The following is a 21,541-nucleotide window of genomic DNA, read 5'->3' as shown; positions in this document are numbered from 1 at the left end:
GATATGCTTAAATTACGCCTGATTGGACTTACTTTACTCGCTTTTAGCGCTGCAACTGCGGTCCACGCCGAAGAGAAACGTTACGTTTCTGATGAACTGAACACCTGGGTACGCAGTGGCCCTGGAGACAATTATCGCCTCGTGGGTACGGTAAATGCCGGCGAGGAAGTCACGCTGCTGCAAACTAACGCAGACACCAATTACGGCCAGGTTCGTGACAGCTCTGGCCGCACCTCGTGGATCCCGCTGAAAGAGCTGAGCACAGTGCCGAGCCTGCGCACTCGCGTGCCGGATCTGGAAAATCAGGTAAAAACCCTGACCGATAAGCTGAACAACATTGACGGTACCTGGAACCAGCGCACCGCAGAGATGCAGCAGAAAGTGGCGCAAAGCGACAGCGTGATCGCCGGTCTGAAAGATGAAAACCAGAAGCTGAAAAACGAGCTGATCGTCGCGCAGAAAAAAGTAAACGCCGCTAATCTTCAGCTGGATGACAAACAACGCACCATCATCATGCAGTGGTTTATGTATGGCGGCGGTGTGCTGGGCGTAGGTCTGGTGCTGGGTCTGGTGCTTCCTCACCTTATCCCAAGCCGTAAACGTAAAGACCGCTGGATGAACTAACTCGTCTTCTCTGCCACACTTACGTATCATCTTGCGAAAAGAGAAAACGGGAGTGTTGGCGTGAAGAGTTATCTGGTCGGTGGTGCGGTACGTGATGCGTTATTAGGTCTGCCGGTCAAAGATAAAGACTGGGTCGTGGTCGGTGCCACGCCCGAAGCGATGATTGACGCGGGCTACCAGCAGGTAGGCCGCGATTTTCCCGTGTTCCTCCATCCGAAAAGCCGCGAAGAGTACGCCCTGGCGCGTACCGAACGGAAATCGGGTTCCGGTTACACCGGCTTCACCTGCTATGCCGCACCGGATGTGACGCTGGAGCAGGATTTGCTGCGCCGCGATCTCACCATTAACGCCCTGGCGCAGGACGAAAACGGCCATATTATCGACGCCTACGGCGGCCAGAACGATCTGCGCGACCGACTTTTACGCCATATTTCCCCCGCCTTTTCTGAAGATCCGCTTCGCGTGCTGCGCGTGGCGCGTTTTGCCGCCCGTTATGCCCATCTCAGCTTCCGTATCGCCGACGAGACGATGGCGCTGATGACGGCCATGACCGAAGCCGGTGAGCTGGAACACCTGACGCCAGAACGCGTCTGGAAAGAGACCGAAAACGCCCTGACCACACGCAATCCTCAGGTCTTTTTCCAGGTTCTGCGCGACTGCGGGGCGCTGAAGGTGCTGTTCCCGGAAATAGATGCGCTGTTTGGCGTACCCGCGCCGGCGAAATGGCATCCGGAAATTGATACCGGCATTCACACCCTGATGACGCTGAGCATGGCCGCCATGCTCAGTCCTGAGGTTGACGTGCGCTTTTCCACCCTCTGCCATGACCTCGGCAAAGGGTTAACGCCAAAGGAAATGTGGCCACGCCACCACGGGCACGGTCCGGCTGGCGTGAAGCTGGTTGAAGGGCTTTGCCTGCGTCTGCGCGTGCCGAATGACATTCGCGATCTGGCAAAACTGGTGGCCGAGTTCCATGACCTGATCCACACCTTCCCGATCCTGAAACCCGCCACCATCGTCAGGCTGTTCGATAACATCGACGCCTGGCGCAAGCCGCAGCGCGTGGAGCAAATTGCGCTTACCAGCGAAGCCGACGTGCGCGGCCGCACCGGGTTTGAAGCGTCCGATTATCCGCAGGGTCGTTTGCTGCGCGAGGCGTGGGACGTGGCGAAAGCGGTGCCTACGAAAGAGGTGGTGGAGGCAGGGTTTAAAGGCCCGGCGATCCGCGAAGAGCTGACGAAGCGGCGGATTGATGCGGTTGCCGCGTGGAAGGAAAAACGTTGCCCTCAGCCGAAAGACTGAGGGCGGTCGGTCATCAGAAGAAGACCACGTACACGGCAGCCGCGACGATAAAGCGGTAGATTGCGAACGGAATAAACGAAATACGCTTAATCAGTTGCAGGAAGGTTTTGATGGCGATCAGCGCCACAATAAAGGCGGTGATAAAGCCCACGGCGAACATCGGAATGTCACCCACGGTCAGGAAGCCGATGCTTTTGTAGAGATCCAGCGCGGTGGCGCCCATCATCATCGGCACCGCCAGCAGGAACGAGAACTCAGACGCCGCGTAACGGCTCACGCCCATCAGCATCCCGCCGGAAATGGTTGCCCCTGAACGGGAGAAGCCCGGCCACAGCGCCAGACACTGGAAGCAGCCAATCATAAACGCCTGGCGATACGTCATATCGTCCAGACCTTCCGCACGCGGGGTTTTTGGCTTCAGCACTTCGGCGGCAATCAGCAGGAAGCCGCCGACGACCAGCGCGTACATCACGTTAATCGGGTTAAAGAGCGATTTAATGGTGTCGTGGAATACCAGCCCCAGCACCACCGCCGGGATCATCCCGAGCAGAATATGAATCAGCGTCAGGCGCCCTTTGCCCTCTCCTTCACGCTGCGGCAAACGCCCGAAGTGGATGCCGATCAGTCCAAACAGACGACGCCAGAACATCACGACCACCGCCAGAATAGAACCCAGCTGAATCACCACCTCAAACGTCTTTGCGGTATCGCCTTCAAAGCCCAACAGATGGCCAACGATAATCATATGGCCCGTACTGGACACCGGCAAAAACTCCGTCAATCCTTCGACCACACCCAGTATTGCCGCCACCAGCAGCGAGTGCATATCGCTCATCTATAAACCCCTAAAAAAAGATATAAAAAACGGTGCCCACACGGACAACCGTGAAAGATACGGTTTTAAGACCGGTATAACCTAAAATGGTTTAGCTATTATGACGTTAAATCTTTCCTTTCAGATTTGTGCCACGCTCGATAATCACGCCCACATTGGCGGCGCGCGCCACCGCGCCCGGCTTGCTCAGTTTGATGCGCACCCACGGAGAGTTAAACTTGCTCAGCAGCAGGTCCGCCACCTCTTCCGCCACGCGTTCTACCAGCGCAAAACGTTGCCCTTCCACATGGCCGATGACCGTTTCACTGATGTCGGCGTAGCTCAGACAGTCCTTCACATCATCGCTTTTTGCCGACTTGCGGTTATCCCAGCCCATTTCGATATCGAACACCAGTTTCTGCTCGATGGTCTGTTCCCAGTCGTAAACACCAATTGTGGTGATTACCGAAAGTTGCTCTATAAATACAATATCCATCACGACCTGCCTGCTTTTTGGCTAAACCGGATACCACTTCCGGCGAATTATGCGTATTATCCACAGATGCTGAGAATACAGATACATTTTCAAAACGGAACAGCGTTATGAGTGCAATCGCGCCTGGAATGATTATCCTCGCCTACCTTTGCGGCTCAATCTCCAGCGCCATTCTGGTCTGCCGCATCGCCGGGTTGCCTGACCCGCGTGAAAGTGGTTCCGGGAATCCGGGAGCGACCAATGTACTACGAATTGGCGGCAAGGGAGCAGCCGTAGCGGTTTTGATTTTTGATGTTCTGAAAGGAATGCTTCCCGTCTGGGGCGCGTATGCGCTCGGCGTCACTCCCTTCTGGCTGGGGCTGATTGCCATCGCCGCCTGCGTCGGCCACATCTGGCCCGTTTTCTTTGGTTTTAAAGGCGGTAAAGGCGTTGCCACCGCGTTTGGCGCGATTGCGCCGATCGGCTGGGATCTCACCGGCGTGATGGCGGGCACCTGGCTGCTGACCATCCTGCTGAGCGGTTATTCGTCGCTGGGCGCCATCGTCAGCGCGCTGATCGCCCCGTTTTATGTCTGGTGGTTTAAACCGCAGTTTACCTTCCCGGTGTCGATGCTCTCGTGTCTGATCCTGTTGCGCCATCACGACAACATTCAGCGCCTGTGGCGTCGTCAGGAAACGAAGATCTGGGCAAAACTTAAGCGTAAAAAGAAAGACGCCCAGTAAACCGTTCGTTATGCCTTATAACCAAATGTGATTTTTGTCACCTTCTGCCTGTGGTAACTGTTAGATACACAATACAACCACATAAAAAGAAAATGGCAGAAATCACAGATTCAACTCCCCTTCCAATGGCAGGAAACACCCCGGATGGCGACATCAAGTGGGTACGCAGCGCATCGGACGTTTCACGTCTCGTTAATGACGGTTCTCAGGGCCGGGCCAATGCGCGCATCGTGGTCGGTATCGCACTCGGGGGAATTTTTCTCGACGCCTACGATCTCGGCGCGCTGGCGTTCGGCATCAAAGACATCACCCGCGAATTTAATCTGACGCCTGCCGGTACCGGCATGGTGGCTTCAGCCATTACCTTTGGCGCGATAGTCGGGGCGCTGCTCGGTGGTTACCTCACGGATAAAATCGGGCGCTACCGCGTTTTTATGGCTGATATGGTGTTCTTTGTCGTCGCCGCCATCGCCTGTGCGCTGGCCCCGAACGAATATGTGCTGGCGGGCGCGCGCTTTGTGATGGGTCTTGGCGTCGGGATCGACCTTCCCGTGGCGATGGCGTTTCTCAGCGAGTTCGCCCGGCTAAAAGGCCCAGGGAATAAAGCCTCCAGCGTCGCGATGTGGTGCCCCACCTGGTATGCAGCCATCAGCATATCTTATCTTCTGGTGCTCTTCTTCTACGCCGTGCTGCCGCAAAGCCACAGCGACTGGCTCTGGCGTCTGATCCTTGGCTTTGGCGCGGTGCCCGCGCTGGTGATTATCGCCATCCGCAGCCGCTATATGAGCGAATCCCCGGTCTGGGCGGCAAATCAGGGCAATCTGAAAGAGGCGGCATCCATCCTGCGGCAGTCTTACAACATTAATGCCCACGTACCGCAGGAAGCGCTCGACCAGCCCGCGCCTGTCGTGAATAAGGCAAAATGGTCGAACTACCTGAACCTGTTTCGCGGCATCTATCTGCGGCGTACCACGCTTGCCACGCTGCTGTCGGTTGTTTCCTCCTTCGCCTATAACGCCGTTGCCTTTGGCCTGCCGGTGATCATCTCCAGCTTCTTTGTGCAATCGATGCTGACAACCATTCTGATCTCGCTGGCGCTTAATCTGCTGTTCGCGTTTGTCGGCGGGCTGCTGGCGGTGCGCTATGTTCCGCGCTTCGGCGCGTGGCGGATGTCGCTGGCGGGGTATGCCTGCCAGCTGGCAGCGCTGCTCGGCCTGGCGCTGATTGGCCGCCCAGACGGGTCCACGGAAGGCGCGGTGGCCGTCGCGATGCTGGCGCTGTTTCTGTTTGGCCAGGGTTTTGGACCCGGCGCGCATACCATGACGTTTGCCTCCCTGAGCTACCCGACCTCGCTGCGCGGAGTGGGCGTGGGGCTTAACCAGACGCTGATGCGCAGCAGTTCAACGCTGTCACTGTTTCTGTTCCCGCTGCTGGTCGCCTCGCTGGATACCGCCGTGTTCTGGGTGATTGCGCTGGCGCCGTTTATCGGTCTGGCGTCGCTGCTGGCGATCCGCTGGGAGCCCTCGGGGTATGATGTGGATGCAGAGGATTATCGCTAGCCTTCCTTGTCGGGTGCTGCTGCGCTTACCCGGCCTGCATTGCGTTTTCTCTTGCAGGCCCGTGCAAGCGTAGCGCCGCCGGGCGAAACTGACAAAATGCACTTTATCAACGGTCTGAAACCGGCTCACATGAGCCGGTTTTTTTATCCATAAGCGACTCATATGACAGCCTTCATTTCCGCCAGGGCATACTGAAACGTATCCCGATAGTGTGGAAATGGAAGCACGATGTTAGCAACTCAGGTCACTGATAATTCATACAAAGGCTGGCAGGCCACGCTTGCCCTCCAGTTTTGTCATACCCCAGAGAAAACCCGCCTCCATGCCGCGCGTCACATCGGACCGCTCACCGTTCAGCGTCCGTTTTATCCCGAAGGGGAAACCTGCCATCTTTACCTGCTGCACCCGCCAGGCGGGATCGTGGGCGGTGATACGCTGGACATTTCCGTGCGGCTCGACGCCAAAAGCCACGCACTTATCACCATGCCTGGCGCCAGTAAGTTCTATCGCAGCAGCGGCCCGCCAGCCAGTCTGAGCCAGCATTTTTATCTTGAGGAAGACGCTACGCTGGAGTGGCTGCCGCAGGACACCATTATCTTTCCCGGCGCGAATGCCGCGCTGCGTTCCGTTTTCCACCTGAAGACCACCAGCACGCTGCTGGCGTGGGAGCTGTACTGCCTGGGCCGTCCGGTGATAAACGAAACCTTCAGCCACGGCACGCTGGAGAGCCGCCTTGAGCTTTGGGTAGATGACGAACCGCGCCTGATTGAGCGGCTGCAACTTAGCAATGGTGACCTTACGTCCGTCGCCGGGAAACCGTGGATCGGCACCCTGCTGTTCTATCCGGCCGCTAATGAACATCTCGACGCGGTGCGCGAGCTGCTCGCCCCGCTGGAAAATTATGCCGGGGCAACACTCACCGACGATCTGCTGTCGGTGCGTTTTCTCTCTCACGACAACCTGATTTGCCAGCGGGTGATGCGCGATATCTGGCAGTCGCTTCGCCCGCGTCTCACCACCAAAACCGCCTGTTCGCCGCGTATCTGGCAGACATAAGAGAAACGCTATGGAACTGACACCCAGAGAAAAAGACAAGCTGTTGCTATTTACCGCCGCGCTGGTTGCCGAACGCCGCCTCGCGCGCGGTGTAAAGCTCAATTACCCGGAATCGGTCGCGCTGATCAGCGCCTTTATTATGGAAGGCGCACGCGATGGCGAAACCGTCGCTTCGCTGATGGAGGCGGGCCGCCACGTCCTGACGCGCGACCAGGTGATGGAGGGCGTGCCGGAGATGATCCCGGATATACAGGTGGAAGCCACCTTTCCGGACGGATCCAAGCTCGTCACCGTCCACAACCCGATCGTGTAAGGAGCGCGTGATGATCCCAGGTGAATACCGGATCCAGTCCGGCAACATTGCTCTCAACGTCGGGCGCGAAACCCGAAGTGTGATCGTGGAAAACCACGGTGACAGGCCGATCCAGGTGGGATCGCACTACCACTTTTACGAGGTCAATCCGGCGCTGAAGTTCGAGCGGGAAAATGCTAAAGGCTACCGGCTGAATATACCGGCAGGCACTGCCGTGCGCTTCGAGCCCGGCCAGAAGCGGGAAGTGACGCTGGTGCAGGTGACAGGCGCGCAGCGCATTTTCGGTTTTCGCGGCGAGGTCATGGGCGAGGTGAAACATGGCTGAGATTTCACGCCAGGCGTATGCCGATATGTACGGCCCCACTACCGGGGATAAAGTGCGGCTGGCCGACAGCGAGCTGTGGATCGAAGTGGAAGACGATCTCACGATCTACGGCGAAGAGGTCAAATTCGGCGGCGGAAAAGTGATCCGCGACGGCATGGGACAAGGGCAGATGACCGCCGACGACTGCGTGGATCTGGTGCTCACCAACGCGCTGATCGTCGATCACTGGGGGATCGTGAAAGCCGATATCGGCGTAAAAGATGGGCGGATCTTCGCCGTCGGTAAAGCCGGAAACCCGGACATTCAGCCCGGCGTGACGATCCCGGTTGGCGCGGCAACGGAGGTCATCGCCGCCGAAGGGAAGATCGTCACCGCAGGCGGGATCGACACCCACATCCACTGGATCTGTCCGCAGCAGGCGGAAGAGGCGCTGGTGTCCGGCATCACCACCATGATCGGCGGCGGCACCGGGCCCGCGGCAGGTACAAACGCCACCACCTGCACGCCGGGGCCGTGGTATATCGCCCGCATGTTGCAGGCCGCCGATACGCTGCCGGTGAATATTGGCCTGCTGGGTAAAGGGAACGGCTCAAACCCGGACGCGCTGCGCGAGCAGATCGCGGCAGGTGCCATCGGGCTTAAGATCCACGAGGACTGGGGCGCAACGCCTGCGGCGATCAACTGCTCGCTGGAGGTCGCTGAAGAGATGGATATTCAGGTGGCGCTGCACAGCGACACGCTGAACGAGTCCGGTTTTGTCGAAGACACGCTGGCCGCCATCGGCGGACGCACTATCCACACCTTCCACACGGAAGGCGCGGGCGGCGGCCATGCGCCGGATATCATCACCGCCTGCGCCCACCCGAATATTCTGCCTTCCTCCACCAACCCGACGTTGCCCTACACGGTCAACACCATCGACGAGCACCTGGACATGCTGATGGTCTGTCATCATCTGGACCCCGATATCGCCGAGGACGTGGCGTTTGCCGAATCCCGCATTCGCCGGGAGACCATCGCCGCCGAAGACGTGCTGCACGATATCGGCGCATTCTCGCTCACCTCGTCGGATTCACAGGCCATGGGCCGCGTGGGGGAAGTGATTATCCGCACCTGGCAAGTGGCGCACCGCATGAAGGTGCAGCGCGGCGCACTGCCGGAAGAGACCGGCGATAACGATAATTTCCGTGTGAAGCGCTATATCGCCAAATACACCATTAATCCGGCTCTTACCCACGGCATCGCCCATGAGGTCGGTTCTATTGAGGCGGGCAAGCTGGCGGATCTGGTGGTCTGGTCCCCCGCTTTCTTTGGCGTCAAGCCGGCCACCATCGTCAAAGGCGGGATGATCGCCTGCGCGCCGATGGGCGATATCAACGCCTCGATCCCCACGCCGCAGCCGGTACATTACCGCCCGATGTTTGGTGCTCTTGGCGCCGCACGCCACGCCACGCGACTGACGTTTGTTTCCCAGGCCGCCAGCGAGAACGGCGTCCAGCAGCAGCTCAATCTGCAAAGCGCCACCGCGGTGGTGAAAGGCTGCCGGACGGTGAAAAAGGCCGACATGATCCACAACGATTTACAGCCGAATATCACCGTTGACTCGCAAACCTATGAGGTACGCGTCGACGGCGAACTGATAACCAGCGAACCGGCCGACGTTCTACCGATGGCGCAACGCTATTTCCTGTTTTGAGGAGTCATGATGATCTATTTAACCCAACGCCTGGACCACGCGCACCCGATTACCGCCAGCGTAACGCTGCCGATTGACGTGCGGGTGAAAAGCCGCGCCCGCGTGGCGCTGAACGATGGCCGCGACGCCGGGCTGATGCTGCCGCGCGGTCTGCTGCTGCGCGGGGGCGACCTGCTGACGACAGACGACGGTAGCGAGGTCATTGAAGTGATCGCAGCAGCAGAGTCGGTTTCCGTGGTGCGCTGCGCCGACCCGTTCCTGCTCGCCCGCGCCTGTTATCACCTGGGCAACCGTCACGTGCCGCTGCAAATCATGCCCGGCGAACTGCGCTACCACCACGACCACGTCCTCGACGACATGCTGCGTCAGTTTGGGCTGGAGGTGGCCTTCGCCAGCCTGCCGTTTGAACCGGAAGCGGGCGCTTATACAAGCGATGCCCATAGCCATAGCCACTCCCACGCTCATTCACATTAAGGACTCATCATGCGTAAGTATTTGCCCTTGTTATTGCTGGCCGTTTCCGTTCCGGCGCTCGCCCATCCGGGACACGGGAGCGACAGCTTTCAGGCCGGTTTTCTCCATCCGCTAACCGGGCTGGATCACCTGCTGATGCTCACCGGCGCGGGCGTGCTCTCGGCGCTGAGTGGCCGCAAGCTCCTGCTGCCGTTTGCCACGCTCGGGATGATGCTCGTTGGCGCGATTGCGGGCAGCCTGCTCGGCGGCTTTAGCGGCATGGAGATGCTGATTATCGCCTCGCTGGCGGTCTGCGGCGTGATGATGTTTAAGACTGAAAATCGCCTGCTGCTGGCGGTACCAGCCCTGGCGATGTTCCACGGCTGGGCGCACGGGGTGGAAATGTCCGGCCACAGCTTCTGGCTGTTCACCAGTGGGTTCATGCTCGCCAGCGCCACGGTGCTGTGCGCCAGCTTCACGGTGGGGCTGCTGCTGCGCCGTCACGACGGCCTGCGTAAAACCTTCGGCGGCGGGCTGATTGCTTCCGCTCTGCTGGCGCTGATTGCCTGATGGAGCACACCCGCCAGCGGCTGCGCCTGATGCAGCTCTCCAGCAGCAGCCTGCCGGTCGGGTCATTTACCTGGTCGCAGGGGCTGGAGTGGGCCGTTGAAGCGGGCTGGATCATCGACGCCGACGCCTTCAGGCGCTGGCAAATCCAGCAGATGGAGCGGAGCTTTTTCTGCGTCGATCTGCCGCTGTTTATCCGTCTTTATCAGGCCTGTGAGCAAAGCGATCTTAGAAAGGCAAAACGCTGGACGGCATACCTGCTCGCCTGCCGGGAAACGCGCGAGCTGCGCGATGAGGAGCGCAACCGTGGCGCGGCCTTCACGCGCCTGATTAAAAGCTGGGAACCTGACTGCCCTGCTGAATGGCTGACACTGTGCATGCAGAGCCAGCTCATCGGCATGGCGTGGCTCGGCGTGCGCTGGGGCATTGGCGCGCGCGAACTGGCGCTGAGCCTCGGCTACAGCTGGATTGAGAGCGCGGTGATGGCAGGCGTCAAGCTCGTACCGTTTGGGCAGCAGGCTGCGCAGCAGCTGATTATCGACCTGAGCGACCACTTCGCCGCCGGGTTCGAAGAGGTATTTTTACGTGACGACGACGCGCTGGGCGCAGCCACGCCGCTGTCTGCTATCGCCTCCGCACGCCACGAAACCCAATATTCACGTCTATTCCGTTCCTGAGGAGTCAACATGGCTGATTACAAACATCCCCTGCGCGTCGGCGTAGGCGGCCCGGTAGGGTCGGGTAAAACCGCACTGCTGGAAGCGCTCTGCAAGGCAATGCGCGACACGTACCATCTGGCGGTGGTGACCAACGATATCTACACCAAAGAGGATCAGCGCATCCTGACCGAGGCGGGCGCGCTAGAGCCGGAGCGCATCGTAGGCGTGGAGACCGGCGGCTGCCCGCATACCGCCATCCGCGAAGATGCCTCGATGAACCTGGCGGCGGTGGAAGCGTTAAGCGAGAAATTCGGCAATCTGGATCTGATCTTCGTTGAAAGCGGCGGCGATAACCTGAGCGCGACGTTCAGCCCGGAGCTGGCGGATCTGACCATATACGTGATCGACGTGGCCGAAGGGGAAAAAATCCCGCGCAAGGGCGGACCGGGGATCACTAAATCCGATTTTCTGGTGATCAACAAAACCGATCTCGCGCCGTACGTGGGGGCATCGCTGGAGGTAATGGAACGCGACACTCACCGCATGCGCGGGGAGCGTCCGTGGACGTTTACCAACCTGAAAGCGGGTGACGGTCTGGCGACGATTATTGCGTTTCTGGAAGAGAAAGGGATGTTGCGGGTGTAGCGCCATGCTCCCCTCTCCCTGTGGGAGAGGGTTAGGGTGAGGGTTACGCCTCCGGCAGTTCAGCCAGCGGCCAGCGTGGACGCACGGACACGCTCAGGTCAGCCGTTGCGCCTGCGTTCAGGCGCACCATCCCGGCATAGGCGATCATCGCCCCGTTATCGGTACAGAATTCCGGACGGGCGTAGAACACTTCCCCGCGACGCTTTTGCATCATCTCCGCCAGCTTCGCGCGCAGCGTGCGGTTGGCGCTAACGCCGCCCGCCATCACCAGGCGCTTAAAGCCGGTCTGATCCAGCGCGCGTTTGCACTTGATCATCAGCGTATCCACTACCGCGTCTTCAAACGCACGGGCAATGTCGGCACGCGTCTGCTCGCTGTCATCATTATTACGGATCGTATTCGCCGCGAAGGTTTTCAGACCGGAGAAGCTGAAGTCCAGCCCCGGACGATCGGTCATTGGACGCGGGAAGACAAAGCGCCCTTCCGTTCCCTGCGACGCCATTTTGGAGAGCATCGGGCCGCCGGGATAGTCCAGCCCCAGCAGCTTGGCGGTTTTGTCGAACGCTTCACCGGCGGCGTCGTCGATCGACTCGCCCAGCAGCTCGTACTTGCCAATGCCCGTCACGCTAATCAGCTGCGTATGCCCGCCGGAGACCAGCAGCGCCACAAACGGGAATTCAGGTGGATTATCTTCCAGCATCGGCGCCAGAAGATGCCCTTCCATATGGTGAACCGGAATCGCCGGCACATCCCACGCGAAGGCCAGCGAACGGCCAACCGTTGCGCCGACCAGCAGCGCGCCCACCAGACCCGGGCCTGCGGTATAGGCCACGGCATCAATATCTTTTGCACACAGCCCGGCCTCTTTCAGCGCCGCCTGAATCAGGGGAACCGTTTTACGTACGTGGTCACGAGAGGCCAGTTCAGGCACGACGCCGCCGTAGTCAGCATGCAATTTCACCTGACTATACAGTTGGTTGGCCAAAAGCCCTTTTTCGTCGTCGTAAATCGCGATGCCGGTTTCATCGCAGGATGTTTCAATACCCAGTACACGCATGACTTGTTTTACCTCGTTTCAGTACCGCGCAGTGTAGAGCCTGGGCGGATTGTTGTAAAACTTTGTTCGCCCCAGGAAGAAGCCTCGTGTATACTCCTCACCCTTATTAAAGTCCCTTTCAAAATCGCATCGGTGCTTTACAAAGCAGCAGCATTTGCAGTAAAATTCCGCACCATTTTGAAATAAGCTGGCGTTGATGCCAGCGGCAAACCGAATTTATTAAAGGTGAGAGTTACATGCCGGTAATTAAAGTACGTGAAAACGAGCCGTTCGACGTAGCACTGCGTCGCTTCAAACGTTCATGCGAGAAAGCAGGTGTTCTGGCTGAAGTTCGTCGTCGTGAGTTTTATGAAAAACCAACGACCGAACGTAAGCGCGCTAAAGCTTCCGCTGTGAAACGTCACGCGAAGAAACTGGCTCGCGAAAACGCACGCCGTACTCGTCTGTACTAATCTGTTGAGGGCTACAGCCCTCAATTGACAGACAGAGTTGTAGTCGTAAGGCCGTGCTTCCGGAAGGAATGCGCGGCTTGTTTTCGTTTATAAGTCGCTTAAATTTTTGGGGCATATGGCCGGAAGAATCCCACGCGTTTTCATCAATGACCTGCTCGCCAGAACCGACATCGTCGATCTCATCGACGCGCGGGTAAAGCTGAAAAAGCAGGGCAAGAACTACCATGCGTGCTGTCCGTTCCATAACGAAAAAACCCCCTCTTTCACCGTAAACGGTGAAAAACAGTTCTACCATTGCTTCGGCTGTGGCGCACACGGTAATGCCGTCGATTTTTTGATGAACTACGACAAGCTCGAGTTCGTTGAAACCGTCGAAGAGCTGGCGGCGATGCATAACCTTGAAGTGCCGTATGAAGCGGGCAGTGGGCCAAGTCAGATCGAGCGCCATCAGCGACAAACGCTGTATCAGTTGATGGATGGCCTGAATTCGTTTTACCAACAGTCTCTTAAGCACTCTGCGGCTGAGCCTGCGCGTCAGTATCTGACCAAGCGCGGACTGAGCGACGATGTGATTGCGCGTTTCGCTATTGGTTACGCCCCGCCCGGCTGGGACAACGTGTTAAAGCGTTTTGGCGGCAATAGCGAAGATCGTAAGTCTCTCATCGATGCAGGCATGCTGGTCACCAATGACCAGGGACGAAGCTACGACCGCTTCCGTGAACGGGTGATGTTCCCGATCCGCGACAAGCGTGGCCGGGTGATTGGTTTTGGTGGTCGCGTGCTGGGTGATGCCCTGCCGAAATACCTTAACTCCCCGGAAACCGATATTTTCCATAAGGGCCGCCAGCTTTACGGTCTTTATGAGGCACAGCAGGATAACGCGGAACCTCCGCGTCTTCTGGTCGTCGAAGGCTATATGGACGTTGTCGCGCTGGCGCAGTACGACATCAACTACGCGGTGGCGTCGTTAGGGACGTCCACCACAGCCGATCATATTCAACTGCTGTTCAGGGTGACCAACAACGTCATCTGCTGTTACGACGGTGACCGCGCAGGACGCGACGCCGCCTGGCGAGCGCTGGAAACCGCGCTGCCCTATATGACCGACGGGCGTCAGCTACGCTTTATGTTTCTGCCCGACGGTGAAGACCCGGATACGCTGGTGCGTAAAGAGGGCAAAGCGGCGTTTGAAGCGCGGATGGAGCAGGCTCAGCCGCTCTCCACGTTTTTGTTTAACAGCCTGATGCCGCAGGTCGATTTGAGTACCCCTGACGGGCGCGCGCAGCTCAGTACGCTGGCGCTGCCGTTAATCAGCCAGGTGCCCGGCGAAACGCTGCGTATCTATCTGCGTCAGGAGTTAGGCAACAAGCTCGGTATTCTGGATGACAGCCAGCTTGAACGTTTAATGCCGAAACAGGCTGAAAACGGCACGGTTCGCCCCGCGCCTCAGCTAAAACGCACAACCATGCGTATACTGATAGGGTTACTGGTGCAAAACCCCGAACTTGCGCCGCAAGTGCCGTCGCTGGCGGGTTTGAACCACGATAAATTGCCCGGGCTTGGCTTATTTTCAGAACTGGTCAACACGTGTTTGTCTCAGCCAGGTCTGACCACCGGACAACTTTTAGAACATTATCGCGGCACAAAAGAGGCCGCTACCCTTGAAAAACTGTCGATGTGGGACGATATAGCAGATAAGGACATTGCAGAAAAAACGTTCACCGACTCGCTCAACCATATGTTTGATTCGATGCTTGAGTTGCGCCAGGAAGAGTTGATAGCTCGCGAGCGCACGCACGGCTTAAGCAGCGAAGAACGCCGGGAACTCTGGATGATTAACCAGGAACTGGCGAAGAAATAAAAAATTTAACGGCTTAAGTGCCGAATATCGATCGGGAAGCCCCCGGCAGCCGCACTGAGAGGCAGCGGCAAAAATATAAGTACGCCCTCGCTTTAAAGGTTGGCAGCCCCATCGCCGACACCAATCAAACGAATTAAGTGTGGATACCGTCTTATGGAGCAAAACCCGCAGTCACAGCTGAAACTTCTTGTCCAACGCGGTAAGGAGCAAGGCTATCTGACCTATGCCGAGGTCAATGACCATCTGCCGGAAGATATCGTCGATTCAGATCAGATCGAAGACATCATCCAAATGATCAATGACATGGGCATTCAGGTGATGGAAGAAGCACCGGATGCCGATGATCTGTTGCTGGCTGAAACCTCCAACAACACTGACGAAGATGCGGAAGAAGCTGCTGCACAGGTCCTGTCCAGCGTGGAATCTGAAATCGGGCGTACTACTGACCCGGTCCGCATGTATATGCGCGAAATGGGTACCGTTGAACTGTTGACCCGCGAAGGCGAAATTGACATCGCAAAACGCATCGAAGACGGGATCAACCAGGTTCAGTGCTCTGTTGCCGAATACCCTGAAGCGATTACTTATCTGCTGGAGCAGTACGATCGCGTTGAAGCGGAAGAAGCGCGCCTGTCTGACCTGATCACCGGTTTTGTTGACCCGAACGCTGAAGAAGATATGGCGCCAACCGCCACTCACGTCGGTTCTGAGCTGTCTCAGGAAGAGATGGATGATGACGAAGACGAAGATGAAGAAGACGACGACGACAGCAGCGACGACGACAACAGCATCGACCCTGAACTGGCGCGTGAGAAGTTTGCCGAGCTGCGTACCCAGTACGAAGTGACGCGTGACACCATCAAAGCGAAAGGCCGCAGCCATGCCGCCGCTCAGGAAGAGATCCTGAAGCTGTCTGAAGTGTTCAAACAGTTCCGCCTGGTGCCAAAACAGTTCGACTACCTGGTGAACAGCATGCGCGTGATGATGGATCGCGTACGTACCCAGGAACGCATCATCATGAAGCTGTGCGTTGAACAGTGCAAAATGCCGAAGAAGAACTTCATCACCCTCTTCACCGGCAATGAAACCAGCGAAACCTGGTTCAACGCCGCAATTGCAATGAACAAGCCGTGGTCTGAAAAGCTGCACGACGTGAAAGAAGATGTGCAGCGCGGCCTGCAAAAACTGCATCAGATTGAAGAAGAGACCGGCCTGACCATCGAGCAGGTGAAAGACATCAACCGTCGTATGTCCATCGGTGAAGCGAAAGCCCGCCGTGCGAAGAAAGAGATGGTTGAAGCGAACTTACGTCTGGTTATCTCTATCGCCAAGAAATACACCAACCGTGGCCTGCAATTCCTGGATCTGATTCAGGAAGGCAACATCGGTCTGATGAAAGCGGTAGATAAGTTTGAATACCGTCGTGGTTACAAGTTCTCCACCTATGCTACCTGGTGGATCCGTCAGGCGATCACCCGCTCTATCGCAGACCAGGCGCGCACCATCCGTATTCCGGTGCATATGATTGAGACCATCAACAAACTCAACCGTATCTCTCGCCAGATGTTGCAGGAGATGGGTCGCGAGCCGACCCCGGAAGAGCTGGCTGAACGCATGCTGATGCCGGAAGACAAGATCCGTAAGGTGCTGAAAATCGCTAAAGAGCCAATCTCCATGGAAACGCCAATCGGTGATGATGAAGATTCGCATCTGGGTGATTTCATCGAGGATACTACCCTCGAGCTGCCGCTGGACTCTGCCACCACCGAGAGCCTGCGTGCCGCTACGCACGACGTTCTGGCTGGCCTGACCGCCCGTGAAGCCAAAGTATTGCGTATGCGTTTCGGTATCGATATGAACACCGACCACACGCTGGAAGAAGTGGGTAAACAGTTTGACGTGACCCGCGAACGTATCCGTCAGATCGAAGCGAAGGCGCTGCGTAAGCTGCGTCACCCAAGCCGCTCTGAAGTGCTGCGTAGCTTCCTGGACGATTAACCTGTATTCCTGGTAGTATGAAGCCCCGATTTTTCATCGGGGCTTTTTTTTTAAAGTTTCGCCAGACGCCATTTCGAATCGTCAGGAAGTGGAATCAATCCCGAGCTGTCACCATTAATCCCATAGACCAGTGCCTTGAAAGAATTCAGCAAAAACTGGATCTGCAACGTGGTAATAAAGCTGTCGATTTTTCGCGAGTCGGTTGCCGACTGACATGCGTCGACAAAAACTCGTCCTTTATATCCGGGTGGGATCAACGAATGAATATTGATGAAACACTGGGCGCCATTGAGATAAAAGTCACGGTCACCATCCCGATCGCCAATCACCGGCCTGCCTTCATCACCCTGGAACGCGCCGTGGGCAATAATAAACAGATCTTCTTCAACATCTAGTGGCGGAATAGCACTATGGAAAACTTTATAGTAGCTGCGAAATACTTCCGGCTCTTTAAGGACAGACTCGGCCGCAATATCCACCAGTTCAGGATCGTCAGTACATACGATAATAATCATCATCACTCTCCTCTGAATTATTTCACAGCCCATGTATTGTCGAGATTGAGTACGACATCCACGTTATAGACGTTAGGGTTAAAGCTGATCTGCTGTGCGTTGGTGATGCTCTCCGTGTCCAGCACTTCGCCCGTTTCATAATCGCCAAAGGTCACCCAGTAGACCGGATGCGGCGTATAGGAGAACTGCAAATTCGGCTGCGCCTCTTTGGCAAAGGTGCCCGCTCCCGACATAGCGATGCCTACAGAGACCTGATCGAAAGGCACCGTATTATCGTTATGAACGTAAAGCGTGCCGGGACGCCCGCCAGTGACCTGATCCCGGAAGGTTAACGCGTTACGGGAAGAGGTCAGCGTAACGTTGTTATTTTTAGTGAGATCGGCAGGCCACGTTTGTGATGCATCAAATTTCACACCCGGCACCAGCGGACCGGTTTCATCCCAGATAAACGCGTAATCAATGGTCCAGCTAAACTGTACGCGGGTAGTAGGATGCGCAGGCTCGGTAAACCATGCCAGAGACATCAGCTGCGGGTCGGCAATATCCGGTGCAGTCTGGTAGACGCAAATTTTGCCGTAGTTACGCGTGTTGTTTTGAAAAGTAAGCGTGTATTGTTGTGACATTTTCTTTTCCTCTTAAGATTGTGATATTGTGTTTATTTCTAAAAATAATAACTAAAGCACTTCACCTCCTTTTTGTTTATCGGTAGTAGAACGAATCATCCTTATATTTCGCATACTCACTCCAAACGTACGCGTTAATTCTGTCGAAGAGGCATTATCTCGCATAGCCATTTGCATTGCTGCACGCCGAATGGCGATAAAAACACCCCAGGCTGAAGGTAATTCAATATTCCCGGCCGAATCAACACGCATTAACAATCGGTTATACTGTTCGGCTGAAATATCAATGCCGTAGAGCTTTTTAAAGCGTTCCTGCTTTTTCGGAAGGTATATTTTCCTGCCGCCAAAGCCGTAAATCATATGAAACAGCGTTGAAAACCCACAGACCCTGCTATCTCCGCCGCAGCCCAGGGCATTGCGGATAAAACGTAATGTGGATAGCTTTCACAAAACTGAATCAGTTCCTTTTCATTTTCTGAGCTCATTGCTGGTAAGCCGGAAAAAATGACAGGGTAAGCCTGCAAAAAATGATGGTTACATTTATTATTCATACTTACCTCATGGATCGTTTTTATTTACTGCAACAGGCAATTTGAATAAGACAGGTAAAGTATTAATCGCTTAAAAGAATATAGACACGGAGGAAGAGTTCCCCCGCGTTAGAAATGAGTATGTTTAATGAAGCTGAGATTAATTATATTTAAGAGGCGCTACATAAAAATCAGATGCAACGCCGGATAAAACAAGAATATATTACAATCCCCTACTCATTAGCGCCTCATCCAGTTCCCGATACGCCTCCACCAGCTTATCCAGCGTAGCCCTGTTAAGCCCGCTCGGATTCGGCAGCACCCACACCTGCGTCACGCCAATGGTGATGCTCTGCTTACCCCACTTAGCACCGCGCTGGCTGAACGCCTGCTCGTAGGCCTGCTTGCCGAGGATCGCCAGCGCGGCGGGCTGATAGTCCTCTATCTTCCTGACCAGTTCCCGACCGCCGCTGCGTAACTCATGCAGGTTGACCTCGCTGGCCTGTACCGTTGGCCGCTCGACCAGCATAGTAATGCCGCAGCGCGTATCCAGCAGGTGCTGCTCCTCTTCAGGTTTGAGTAGCCTGTCGGTGAACCCGGCCTGGTAGATCACCTTCCAGAAGCGATTTCCCGGATGAGCGAAGTGAAATCCGGTGTGCGCCGATGACTTTCCAGGATTGATACCGCAGAACACCACCCGCAGGCCAGGGGCCAGAATATCGTTGATCATCTCTACTCCTGTCTATGCATCTTGAGATAAGTATAAAGGATTGATTATGCATTGTTTATAAAAACAGCAGGCAGGTGTGAATGGCTGGATTGCTGAGGGGAGTTACTTTATAATTCACCGCCATGGCCCCTTAGCTCAGTGGTTAGAGCAGGCGACTCATAATCGCTTGGTCGCTGGTTCAAGTCCAGCAGGGGCCACCAAATTTTAGCTTTAGAATCATCCAGTTAAGCCACTCGAATGAGTGGCTTTTTTGTTGGATGAATGACAGATGCCCCTTTTTGCCCCCTGACTTTTTTCGCAGGCATTCGCCAGGCGATATCCTGCTTCTGATTTTTGCCGCGCCCTGTGCAAGTCGATAAGGAACCCACCACACGTAGCCCGGCCTGCCGCTTCCCCTCACAAACTCTAAAAACTAAAGAAATCCCCCGTCGCGCCGATCATCATCCGTGTGTATTATTTCCCGTAGCTTTTACAACAACTAACCTTAACTCAAACACTTAAGCGCCAGAGCGAAAGGCATCATGAGCACACCGATCAAACGGCTAGAAATCATTAAAAATGCCATTGAGCTGGAAGATGACGATATCATCCTGAGCCAGCTGAAACGCCTCAAAGCGGACGCCTTTGACGATGATCTCCTGTCCATCGTCGCGGCGCTTGAGCAGAAAAATTACACCGCAGCCCTTCGCGCTATCACCGCCTGGCTTCAAAGCCAGCGTGCCGTTACTCCGTGGCGTGACCCGCAGCTTGCCGCCAGCAAGCTGGAGCTGAAAGCCCTGGAAGCGCGTCTGCGCGATCTGATTGATCGCCGTAACGCCCGGGTACAACAGCTTGATGAGTTCAACGATCTCTATTTCTCCCGCCTCGGGCCGTTGATGCAGCAGATCCTCGCCCTGCGTAAAACGCTGGCGGAGCTTAACCTGCGTCGTCAGCAGGCGGAGACGCGTCGTCGGGAAGAGGATTACCGCCGCTGCCAGGAGTATATGGCGCAGGCCGTGGAGGTTTTGTCGACGCTCACCCAGCGCTGGCGAGATCTGCCCGCGGATTCCGTCCAGGCAGCAGAGGCGCGCAAGCATCTTCAGCAGCAAAGCAATCTGATTGCCAACCTGCTGGCCGAAGCGATGGAGCTTGAAAACGGTTTAACGCGTGAAGAAGAGCCGGCGCGTCAGGCACGCGATGAGGCCAACGAAGAGTACAAGAAGTATCGCGAACAGCATCGTGATGCTGAAGTGCGCCTGCGTAAAGGGAAGGATCTCTCTGAAGAGGATCGGAACGAACTGAAGCGGCTCTGGCGTCAGGCGAGCAAGCTATGCCACCCGGATTTAGTTGCCGATGATTTAAAAGAAGAAGCCAACAGGATGATGGTGCAGCTCAACCAGGCCAAACAGCGCGGCGACGTAAAGGCCATTCGCTCGCTGGTCGCCCGTCTGCAACAAGGGTTCGAACCGATGATGGCGAGCGACAGGCTGAACGACCTGGAACGTATTCGCAAAAAAATGGCGCAGGTGCGTGAGCAAATCGACACCCTGGTGAACGAGCTGGCAGAGCTGGAGAAAGAAGAGTCCTGGCTGCTCGTCTCGTCGCTCAGCAATATGGAAGCCTACTTTGCCCAGCAGGAGAAAGCGCTGAAAGAGGTATGCGCCTCGCTCGAACATCAGGTGAGCGAAGCGCAGCTGGATCCCGCAGCCTGATTATTTGGCGTGCCAGTACGCGCTGGCGCGCACCAGCAGTGGGTCAATTGCGTCGGTTTCAAACTGACGGCTAAGGCGTTTCACCACCTTCCCCTCTCCGGTCAGCCAGATAAAGTAATCTTCGTCCGGCACGGCCAACGCTGCAAGATGATCCGCCACCGCCTGCTCGTTGTGGCCGATAACCCAGGTAATGTTGAACCCGCTCAGGTGCTTCAGGTACGCTTTGTACGATGCATCGCCCACCGTGACGACGGCGTGAACGTCCGGGCGTGCCGGCAGTTTTTCGATGCTTTCCAAACGGCGGCGCAGCGCGGGCATGCCCGACTCGTCGCACACGTACAGCTGCCAGGCGTAATCTTCCGGCACCACCAGCGAACCGCGCGGACCGCCGATGGTCAGCCTGTCGCCCACCTTCGCCTCTGTCGCCCAGTTGCTGGCAATGCCGCCGTCATGAATGAAGAAATCGAGCGCCAGCTCATGTTTTTCGCCATCGTACAGCGGGGTATAGTCACGCGACTGCGGACGCACGCCGTCCCCCCAGTCAATGCCTTCATCGGTCACGACAGGCGGTACGAAGGGAGTGCCCGATGCCGGGAAAAAGACTTTGGTATGGTCGTCAAAGCCGCGGGAGCTAAAGCCCTCCAGCGCCTCGCCGCTTAATACAATGCGCTGAAATCCTGCGCTGACTCGCTCAGTGCGTAGCACGTTCAACTCGCGAAAACACAGGTCATTACGGACACGTTGAGGGTAACGGGTAGATGCCATGTTGATGCCCTTTTCAGGTGAATACGATATATCGAAATGAATTTTTAATGATAATGATTGCTATTAACTCAGAAATCAAGATTTTTTA

24 protein-coding genes and 1 tRNA gene are annotated in these 21,541 nt (G+C 56.3%); 17 read left to right on the top strand and 8 right to left on the bottom strand.

Annotation, left to right across the window (positions count from 1 at the left end; all coding sequences use genetic code 11):
* Window positions 1-3: 3 nt before the first annotated feature.
* Window positions 4-624, top strand: a complete 621-nt coding sequence (locus G6Q29_RS17860; protein WP_001303390.1) for a TIGR04211 family SH3 domain-containing protein — start codon at window positions 4-6, stop codon at window positions 622-624.
* A gap of 60 nt (window positions 625-684) precedes the next feature.
* Window positions 685-1,926: a multifunctional CCA addition/repair protein gene (locus tag G6Q29_RS17855; RefSeq protein WP_165466829.1), complete on the top strand. Its 1,242-nt coding sequence runs from the start codon at window positions 685-687 to the stop codon at window positions 1,924-1,926.
* Window positions 1,927-1,939: 13 nt separating this feature from the next.
* Here G6Q29_RS17855 and bacA read toward each other — a convergent pair whose 3' ends face one another.
* Both bacA and folB read right to left on the bottom strand, forming a co-directional pair.
* Window positions 1,940-2,761, bottom strand: a complete 822-nt coding sequence (gene bacA, locus G6Q29_RS17850) for an undecaprenyl-diphosphate phosphatase (protein WP_003862545.1) — start codon at window positions 2,759-2,761, stop codon at window positions 1,940-1,942.
* A 106-nt stretch (window positions 2,762-2,867) separates the two neighbouring features.
* On the bottom strand, window positions 2,868-3,236 hold the full coding sequence (gene folB, locus G6Q29_RS17845) for a bifunctional dihydroneopterin aldolase/7,8-dihydroneopterin epimerase (RefSeq protein ID WP_165466828.1): 369 nt from the start codon (window positions 3,234-3,236) through the stop codon (window positions 2,868-2,870).
* 107 nt (window positions 3,237-3,343) lie between these two features.
* Here folB and plsY point away from each other — a divergent pair, with 107 nt between their 5' ends.
* The 10 genes from plsY (at window position 3,344) to ureG (ending at window position 11,231) form a co-directional block, all read left to right on the top strand.
* Window positions 3,344-3,958 carry a glycerol-3-phosphate 1-O-acyltransferase PlsY gene (gene plsY / locus G6Q29_RS17840; RefSeq protein ID WP_165466827.1) on the top strand — a complete coding sequence of 205 codons (615 nt, stop codon included), beginning with the start codon at window positions 3,344-3,346 and terminating at the stop codon, window positions 3,956-3,958.
* Window positions 3,959-4,050: 92 nt separating this feature from the next.
* Entirely contained in the window at window positions 4,051-5,517 is a 1,467-nt protein-coding gene (locus G6Q29_RS17835; RefSeq protein ID WP_165466826.1) for an MFS transporter, read from the top strand.
* A gap of 228 nt (window positions 5,518-5,745) precedes the next feature.
* Window positions 5,746-6,573 (top strand): urease accessory protein UreD, encoded by an 828-nt coding sequence (locus G6Q29_RS17830; protein WP_165466825.1) that lies wholly within the window; start codon window positions 5,746-5,748, stop codon window positions 6,571-6,573.
* A 10-nt stretch (window positions 6,574-6,583) separates the two neighbouring features.
* Window positions 6,584-6,886, top strand: coding sequence for an urease subunit gamma (locus G6Q29_RS17825; RefSeq protein WP_003862556.1), 303 nt, complete (start codon window positions 6,584-6,586; stop codon window positions 6,884-6,886).
* 10 nt (window positions 6,887-6,896) lie between these two features.
* A complete protein-coding gene (locus G6Q29_RS17820; protein WP_165466824.1) occupies window positions 6,897-7,211 on the top strand; it encodes an urease subunit beta in 315 nt (104 codons plus the stop codon).
* Window positions 7,204-8,907 carry an urease subunit alpha gene (gene ureC, locus G6Q29_RS17815; RefSeq protein WP_165466823.1) on the top strand — a complete coding sequence of 568 codons (1,704 nt, stop codon included), beginning with the start codon at window positions 7,204-7,206 and terminating at the stop codon, window positions 8,905-8,907. Before G6Q29_RS17820 ends, ureC begins: the two co-directional genes overlap by 8 nt.
* Before the next feature lie 9 nt (window positions 8,908-8,916).
* The gene (gene ureE, locus G6Q29_RS17810; RefSeq protein ID WP_165466854.1) at window positions 8,917-9,381 is read left to right on the top strand and encodes an urease accessory protein UreE; all 465 of its coding nucleotides are present in this window, start codon (window positions 8,917-8,919) and stop codon (window positions 9,379-9,381) included.
* Between the two features lie 9 nt (window positions 9,382-9,390).
* On the top strand, window positions 9,391-9,930 hold the full coding sequence (locus G6Q29_RS17805; protein WP_165466822.1) for a HupE/UreJ family protein: 540 nt from the start codon (window positions 9,391-9,393) through the stop codon (window positions 9,928-9,930).
* Window positions 9,930-10,604, top strand: a complete 675-nt coding sequence (locus G6Q29_RS17800) for an urease accessory protein UreF (RefSeq protein ID WP_165466821.1) — start codon at window positions 9,930-9,932, stop codon at window positions 10,602-10,604. Before G6Q29_RS17805 ends, G6Q29_RS17800 begins: the two co-directional genes overlap by 1 nt.
* 9 nt (window positions 10,605-10,613) lie before the next feature.
* Window positions 10,614-11,231 carry an urease accessory protein UreG gene (ureG, locus tag G6Q29_RS17795; RefSeq protein ID WP_047733930.1) on the top strand — a complete coding sequence of 206 codons (618 nt, stop codon included), beginning with the start codon at window positions 10,614-10,616 and terminating at the stop codon, window positions 11,229-11,231.
* Window positions 11,232-11,274: 43 nt separating this feature from the next.
* Here the strand turns inward: ureG and tsaD are convergent, their stop codons facing one another.
* Complete coding sequence (tsaD, locus tag G6Q29_RS17790; RefSeq protein WP_165466820.1) at window positions 11,275-12,288, bottom strand: tRNA (adenosine(37)-N6)-threonylcarbamoyltransferase complex transferase subunit TsaD; 1,014 nt, start codon at window positions 12,286-12,288, stop codon at window positions 11,275-11,277.
* Between the two features lie 236 nt (window positions 12,289-12,524).
* Between tsaD and rpsU the strand changes: the two genes are divergently transcribed.
* The 3 genes from rpsU (at window position 12,525) to rpoD (ending at window position 16,599) form a co-directional block, all read left to right on the top strand.
* Window positions 12,525-12,740 (top strand): 30S ribosomal protein S21, encoded by a 216-nt coding sequence (gene rpsU / locus G6Q29_RS17785; RefSeq protein ID WP_001144069.1) that lies wholly within the window; start codon window positions 12,525-12,527, stop codon window positions 12,738-12,740.
* 115 nt (window positions 12,741-12,855) lie between these two features.
* Entirely contained in the window at window positions 12,856-14,601 is a 1,746-nt protein-coding gene (dnaG, locus tag G6Q29_RS17780) for a DNA primase (RefSeq protein WP_165466819.1), read from the top strand.
* Window positions 14,602-14,754: 153 nt separating this feature from the next.
* Window positions 14,755-16,599 carry an RNA polymerase sigma factor RpoD gene (gene rpoD, locus G6Q29_RS17775; protein ID WP_165466818.1) on the top strand — a complete coding sequence of 615 codons (1,845 nt, stop codon included), beginning with the start codon at window positions 14,755-14,757 and terminating at the stop codon, window positions 16,597-16,599.
* A gap of 50 nt (window positions 16,600-16,649) precedes the next feature.
* Here rpoD and G6Q29_RS17770 read toward each other — a convergent pair whose 3' ends face one another.
* The 4 genes from G6Q29_RS17770 to mug all read right to left on the bottom strand — a co-directional run bounded on the left by G6Q29_RS17770 (window position 16,650) and on the right by mug (window position 18,997).
* Window positions 16,650-17,117, bottom strand: coding sequence for a hypothetical protein (locus G6Q29_RS17770; RefSeq protein WP_242637231.1), 468 nt, complete (start codon window positions 17,115-17,117; stop codon window positions 16,650-16,652).
* A gap of 14 nt (window positions 17,118-17,131) precedes the next feature.
* Window positions 17,132-17,737 (bottom strand): protein rhiA, encoded by a 606-nt coding sequence (locus tag G6Q29_RS17765; protein ID WP_165466817.1) that lies wholly within the window; start codon window positions 17,735-17,737, stop codon window positions 17,132-17,134.
* Between the two features lie 51 nt (window positions 17,738-17,788).
* The gene (locus G6Q29_RS17760; protein ID WP_165466816.1) at window positions 17,789-18,097 is read right to left on the bottom strand and encodes a hypothetical protein; all 309 of its coding nucleotides are present in this window, start codon (window positions 18,095-18,097) and stop codon (window positions 17,789-17,791) included.
* A 393-nt stretch (window positions 18,098-18,490) separates the two neighbouring features.
* A complete protein-coding gene (gene mug / locus G6Q29_RS17755) occupies window positions 18,491-18,997 on the bottom strand; it encodes a G/U mismatch-specific DNA glycosylase (RefSeq protein WP_165466815.1) in 507 nt (168 codons plus the stop codon).
* 124 nt (window positions 18,998-19,121) lie between these two features.
* Here mug and G6Q29_RS17750 point away from each other — a divergent pair.
* Together G6Q29_RS17750 and G6Q29_RS17745 are read left to right on the top strand one after the other, a co-directional pair.
* A tRNA-Ile gene (locus tag G6Q29_RS17750) sits at window positions 19,122-19,197 on the top strand.
* Window positions 19,198-19,518: 321 nt separating this feature from the next.
* Window positions 19,519-20,688, top strand: a complete 1,170-nt coding sequence (locus G6Q29_RS17745) for a DNA repair protein (protein WP_165466814.1) — start codon at window positions 19,519-19,521, stop codon at window positions 20,686-20,688.
* On the opposite strand, the gene G6Q29_RS17740 is transcribed toward G6Q29_RS17745, so the two are convergent.
* Window positions 20,689-21,453 (bottom strand): siderophore-interacting protein, encoded by a 765-nt coding sequence (locus G6Q29_RS17740; protein WP_165466813.1) that lies wholly within the window; start codon window positions 21,451-21,453, stop codon window positions 20,689-20,691.
* Between the last annotated feature and the right edge of the window lie 88 nt (window positions 21,454-21,541).

Source organism: Enterobacter cloacae, assembly GCF_011078175.1.
Lineage (GTDB): Bacteria > Pseudomonadota > Gammaproteobacteria > Enterobacterales > Enterobacteriaceae > Enterobacter > Enterobacter cloacae_Q.
Note: the sequence above shows the minus strand (reverse complement) of the source record. Positions and strands in the feature narration are given on the sequence as shown.

Coding starts and splice junctions, on each gene's coding strand:
- G6Q29_RS17860 (WP_001303390.1), top strand. CDS start 4: ATGCTTAAATTACGCCTGATTGGACTTACTTTACTCGCTTTTAGCGCT.
- bacA (WP_003862545.1), bottom strand. CDS start 2,761: ATGAGCGATATGCACTCGCTGCTGGTGGCGGCAATACTGGGTGTGGTC.
- folB (WP_165466828.1), bottom strand. CDS start 3,236: ATGGATATTGTATTTATAGAGCAACTTTCGGTAATCACCACAATTGGT.
- plsY (WP_165466827.1), top strand. CDS start 3,344: ATGAGTGCAATCGCGCCTGGAATGATTATCCTCGCCTACCTTTGCGGC.
- G6Q29_RS17835 (WP_165466826.1), top strand. CDS start 4,051: ATGGCAGAAATCACAGATTCAACTCCCCTTCCAATGGCAGGAAACACC.
- G6Q29_RS17830 (WP_165466825.1), top strand. CDS start 5,746: ATGTTAGCAACTCAGGTCACTGATAATTCATACAAAGGCTGGCAGGCC.
- G6Q29_RS17825 (WP_003862556.1), top strand. CDS start 6,584: ATGGAACTGACACCCAGAGAAAAAGACAAGCTGTTGCTATTTACCGCC.
- G6Q29_RS17820 (WP_165466824.1), top strand. CDS start 6,897: ATGATCCCAGGTGAATACCGGATCCAGTCCGGCAACATTGCTCTCAAC.
- ureC (WP_165466823.1), top strand. CDS start 7,204: ATGGCTGAGATTTCACGCCAGGCGTATGCCGATATGTACGGCCCCACT.
- ureE (WP_165466854.1), top strand. CDS start 8,917: ATGATCTATTTAACCCAACGCCTGGACCACGCGCACCCGATTACCGCC.
- G6Q29_RS17805 (WP_165466822.1), top strand. CDS start 9,391: ATGCGTAAGTATTTGCCCTTGTTATTGCTGGCCGTTTCCGTTCCGGCG.
- G6Q29_RS17800 (WP_165466821.1), top strand. CDS start 9,930: ATGGAGCACACCCGCCAGCGGCTGCGCCTGATGCAGCTCTCCAGCAGC.
- ureG (WP_047733930.1), top strand. CDS start 10,614: ATGGCTGATTACAAACATCCCCTGCGCGTCGGCGTAGGCGGCCCGGTA.
- tsaD (WP_165466820.1), bottom strand. CDS start 12,288: ATGCGTGTACTGGGTATTGAAACATCCTGCGATGAAACCGGCATCGCG.
- rpsU (WP_001144069.1), top strand. CDS start 12,525: ATGCCGGTAATTAAAGTACGTGAAAACGAGCCGTTCGACGTAGCACTG.
- dnaG (WP_165466819.1), top strand. CDS start 12,856: ATGGCCGGAAGAATCCCACGCGTTTTCATCAATGACCTGCTCGCCAGA.
- rpoD (WP_165466818.1), top strand. CDS start 14,755: ATGGAGCAAAACCCGCAGTCACAGCTGAAACTTCTTGTCCAACGCGGT.
- G6Q29_RS17770 (WP_242637231.1), bottom strand. CDS start 17,117: ATGATGATTATTATCGTATGTACTGACGATCCTGAACTGGTGGATATT.
- G6Q29_RS17765 (WP_165466817.1), bottom strand. CDS start 17,737: ATGTCACAACAATACACGCTTACTTTTCAAAACAACACGCGTAACTAC.
- G6Q29_RS17760 (WP_165466816.1), bottom strand. CDS start 18,097: ATGATTTACGGCTTTGGCGGCAGGAAAATATACCTTCCGAAAAAGCAG.
- mug (WP_165466815.1), bottom strand. CDS start 18,997: ATGATCAACGATATTCTGGCCCCTGGCCTGCGGGTGGTGTTCTGCGGT.
- G6Q29_RS17745 (WP_165466814.1), top strand. CDS start 19,519: ATGAGCACACCGATCAAACGGCTAGAAATCATTAAAAATGCCATTGAG.
- G6Q29_RS17740 (WP_165466813.1), bottom strand. CDS start 21,453: ATGGCATCTACCCGTTACCCTCAACGTGTCCGTAATGACCTGTGTTTT.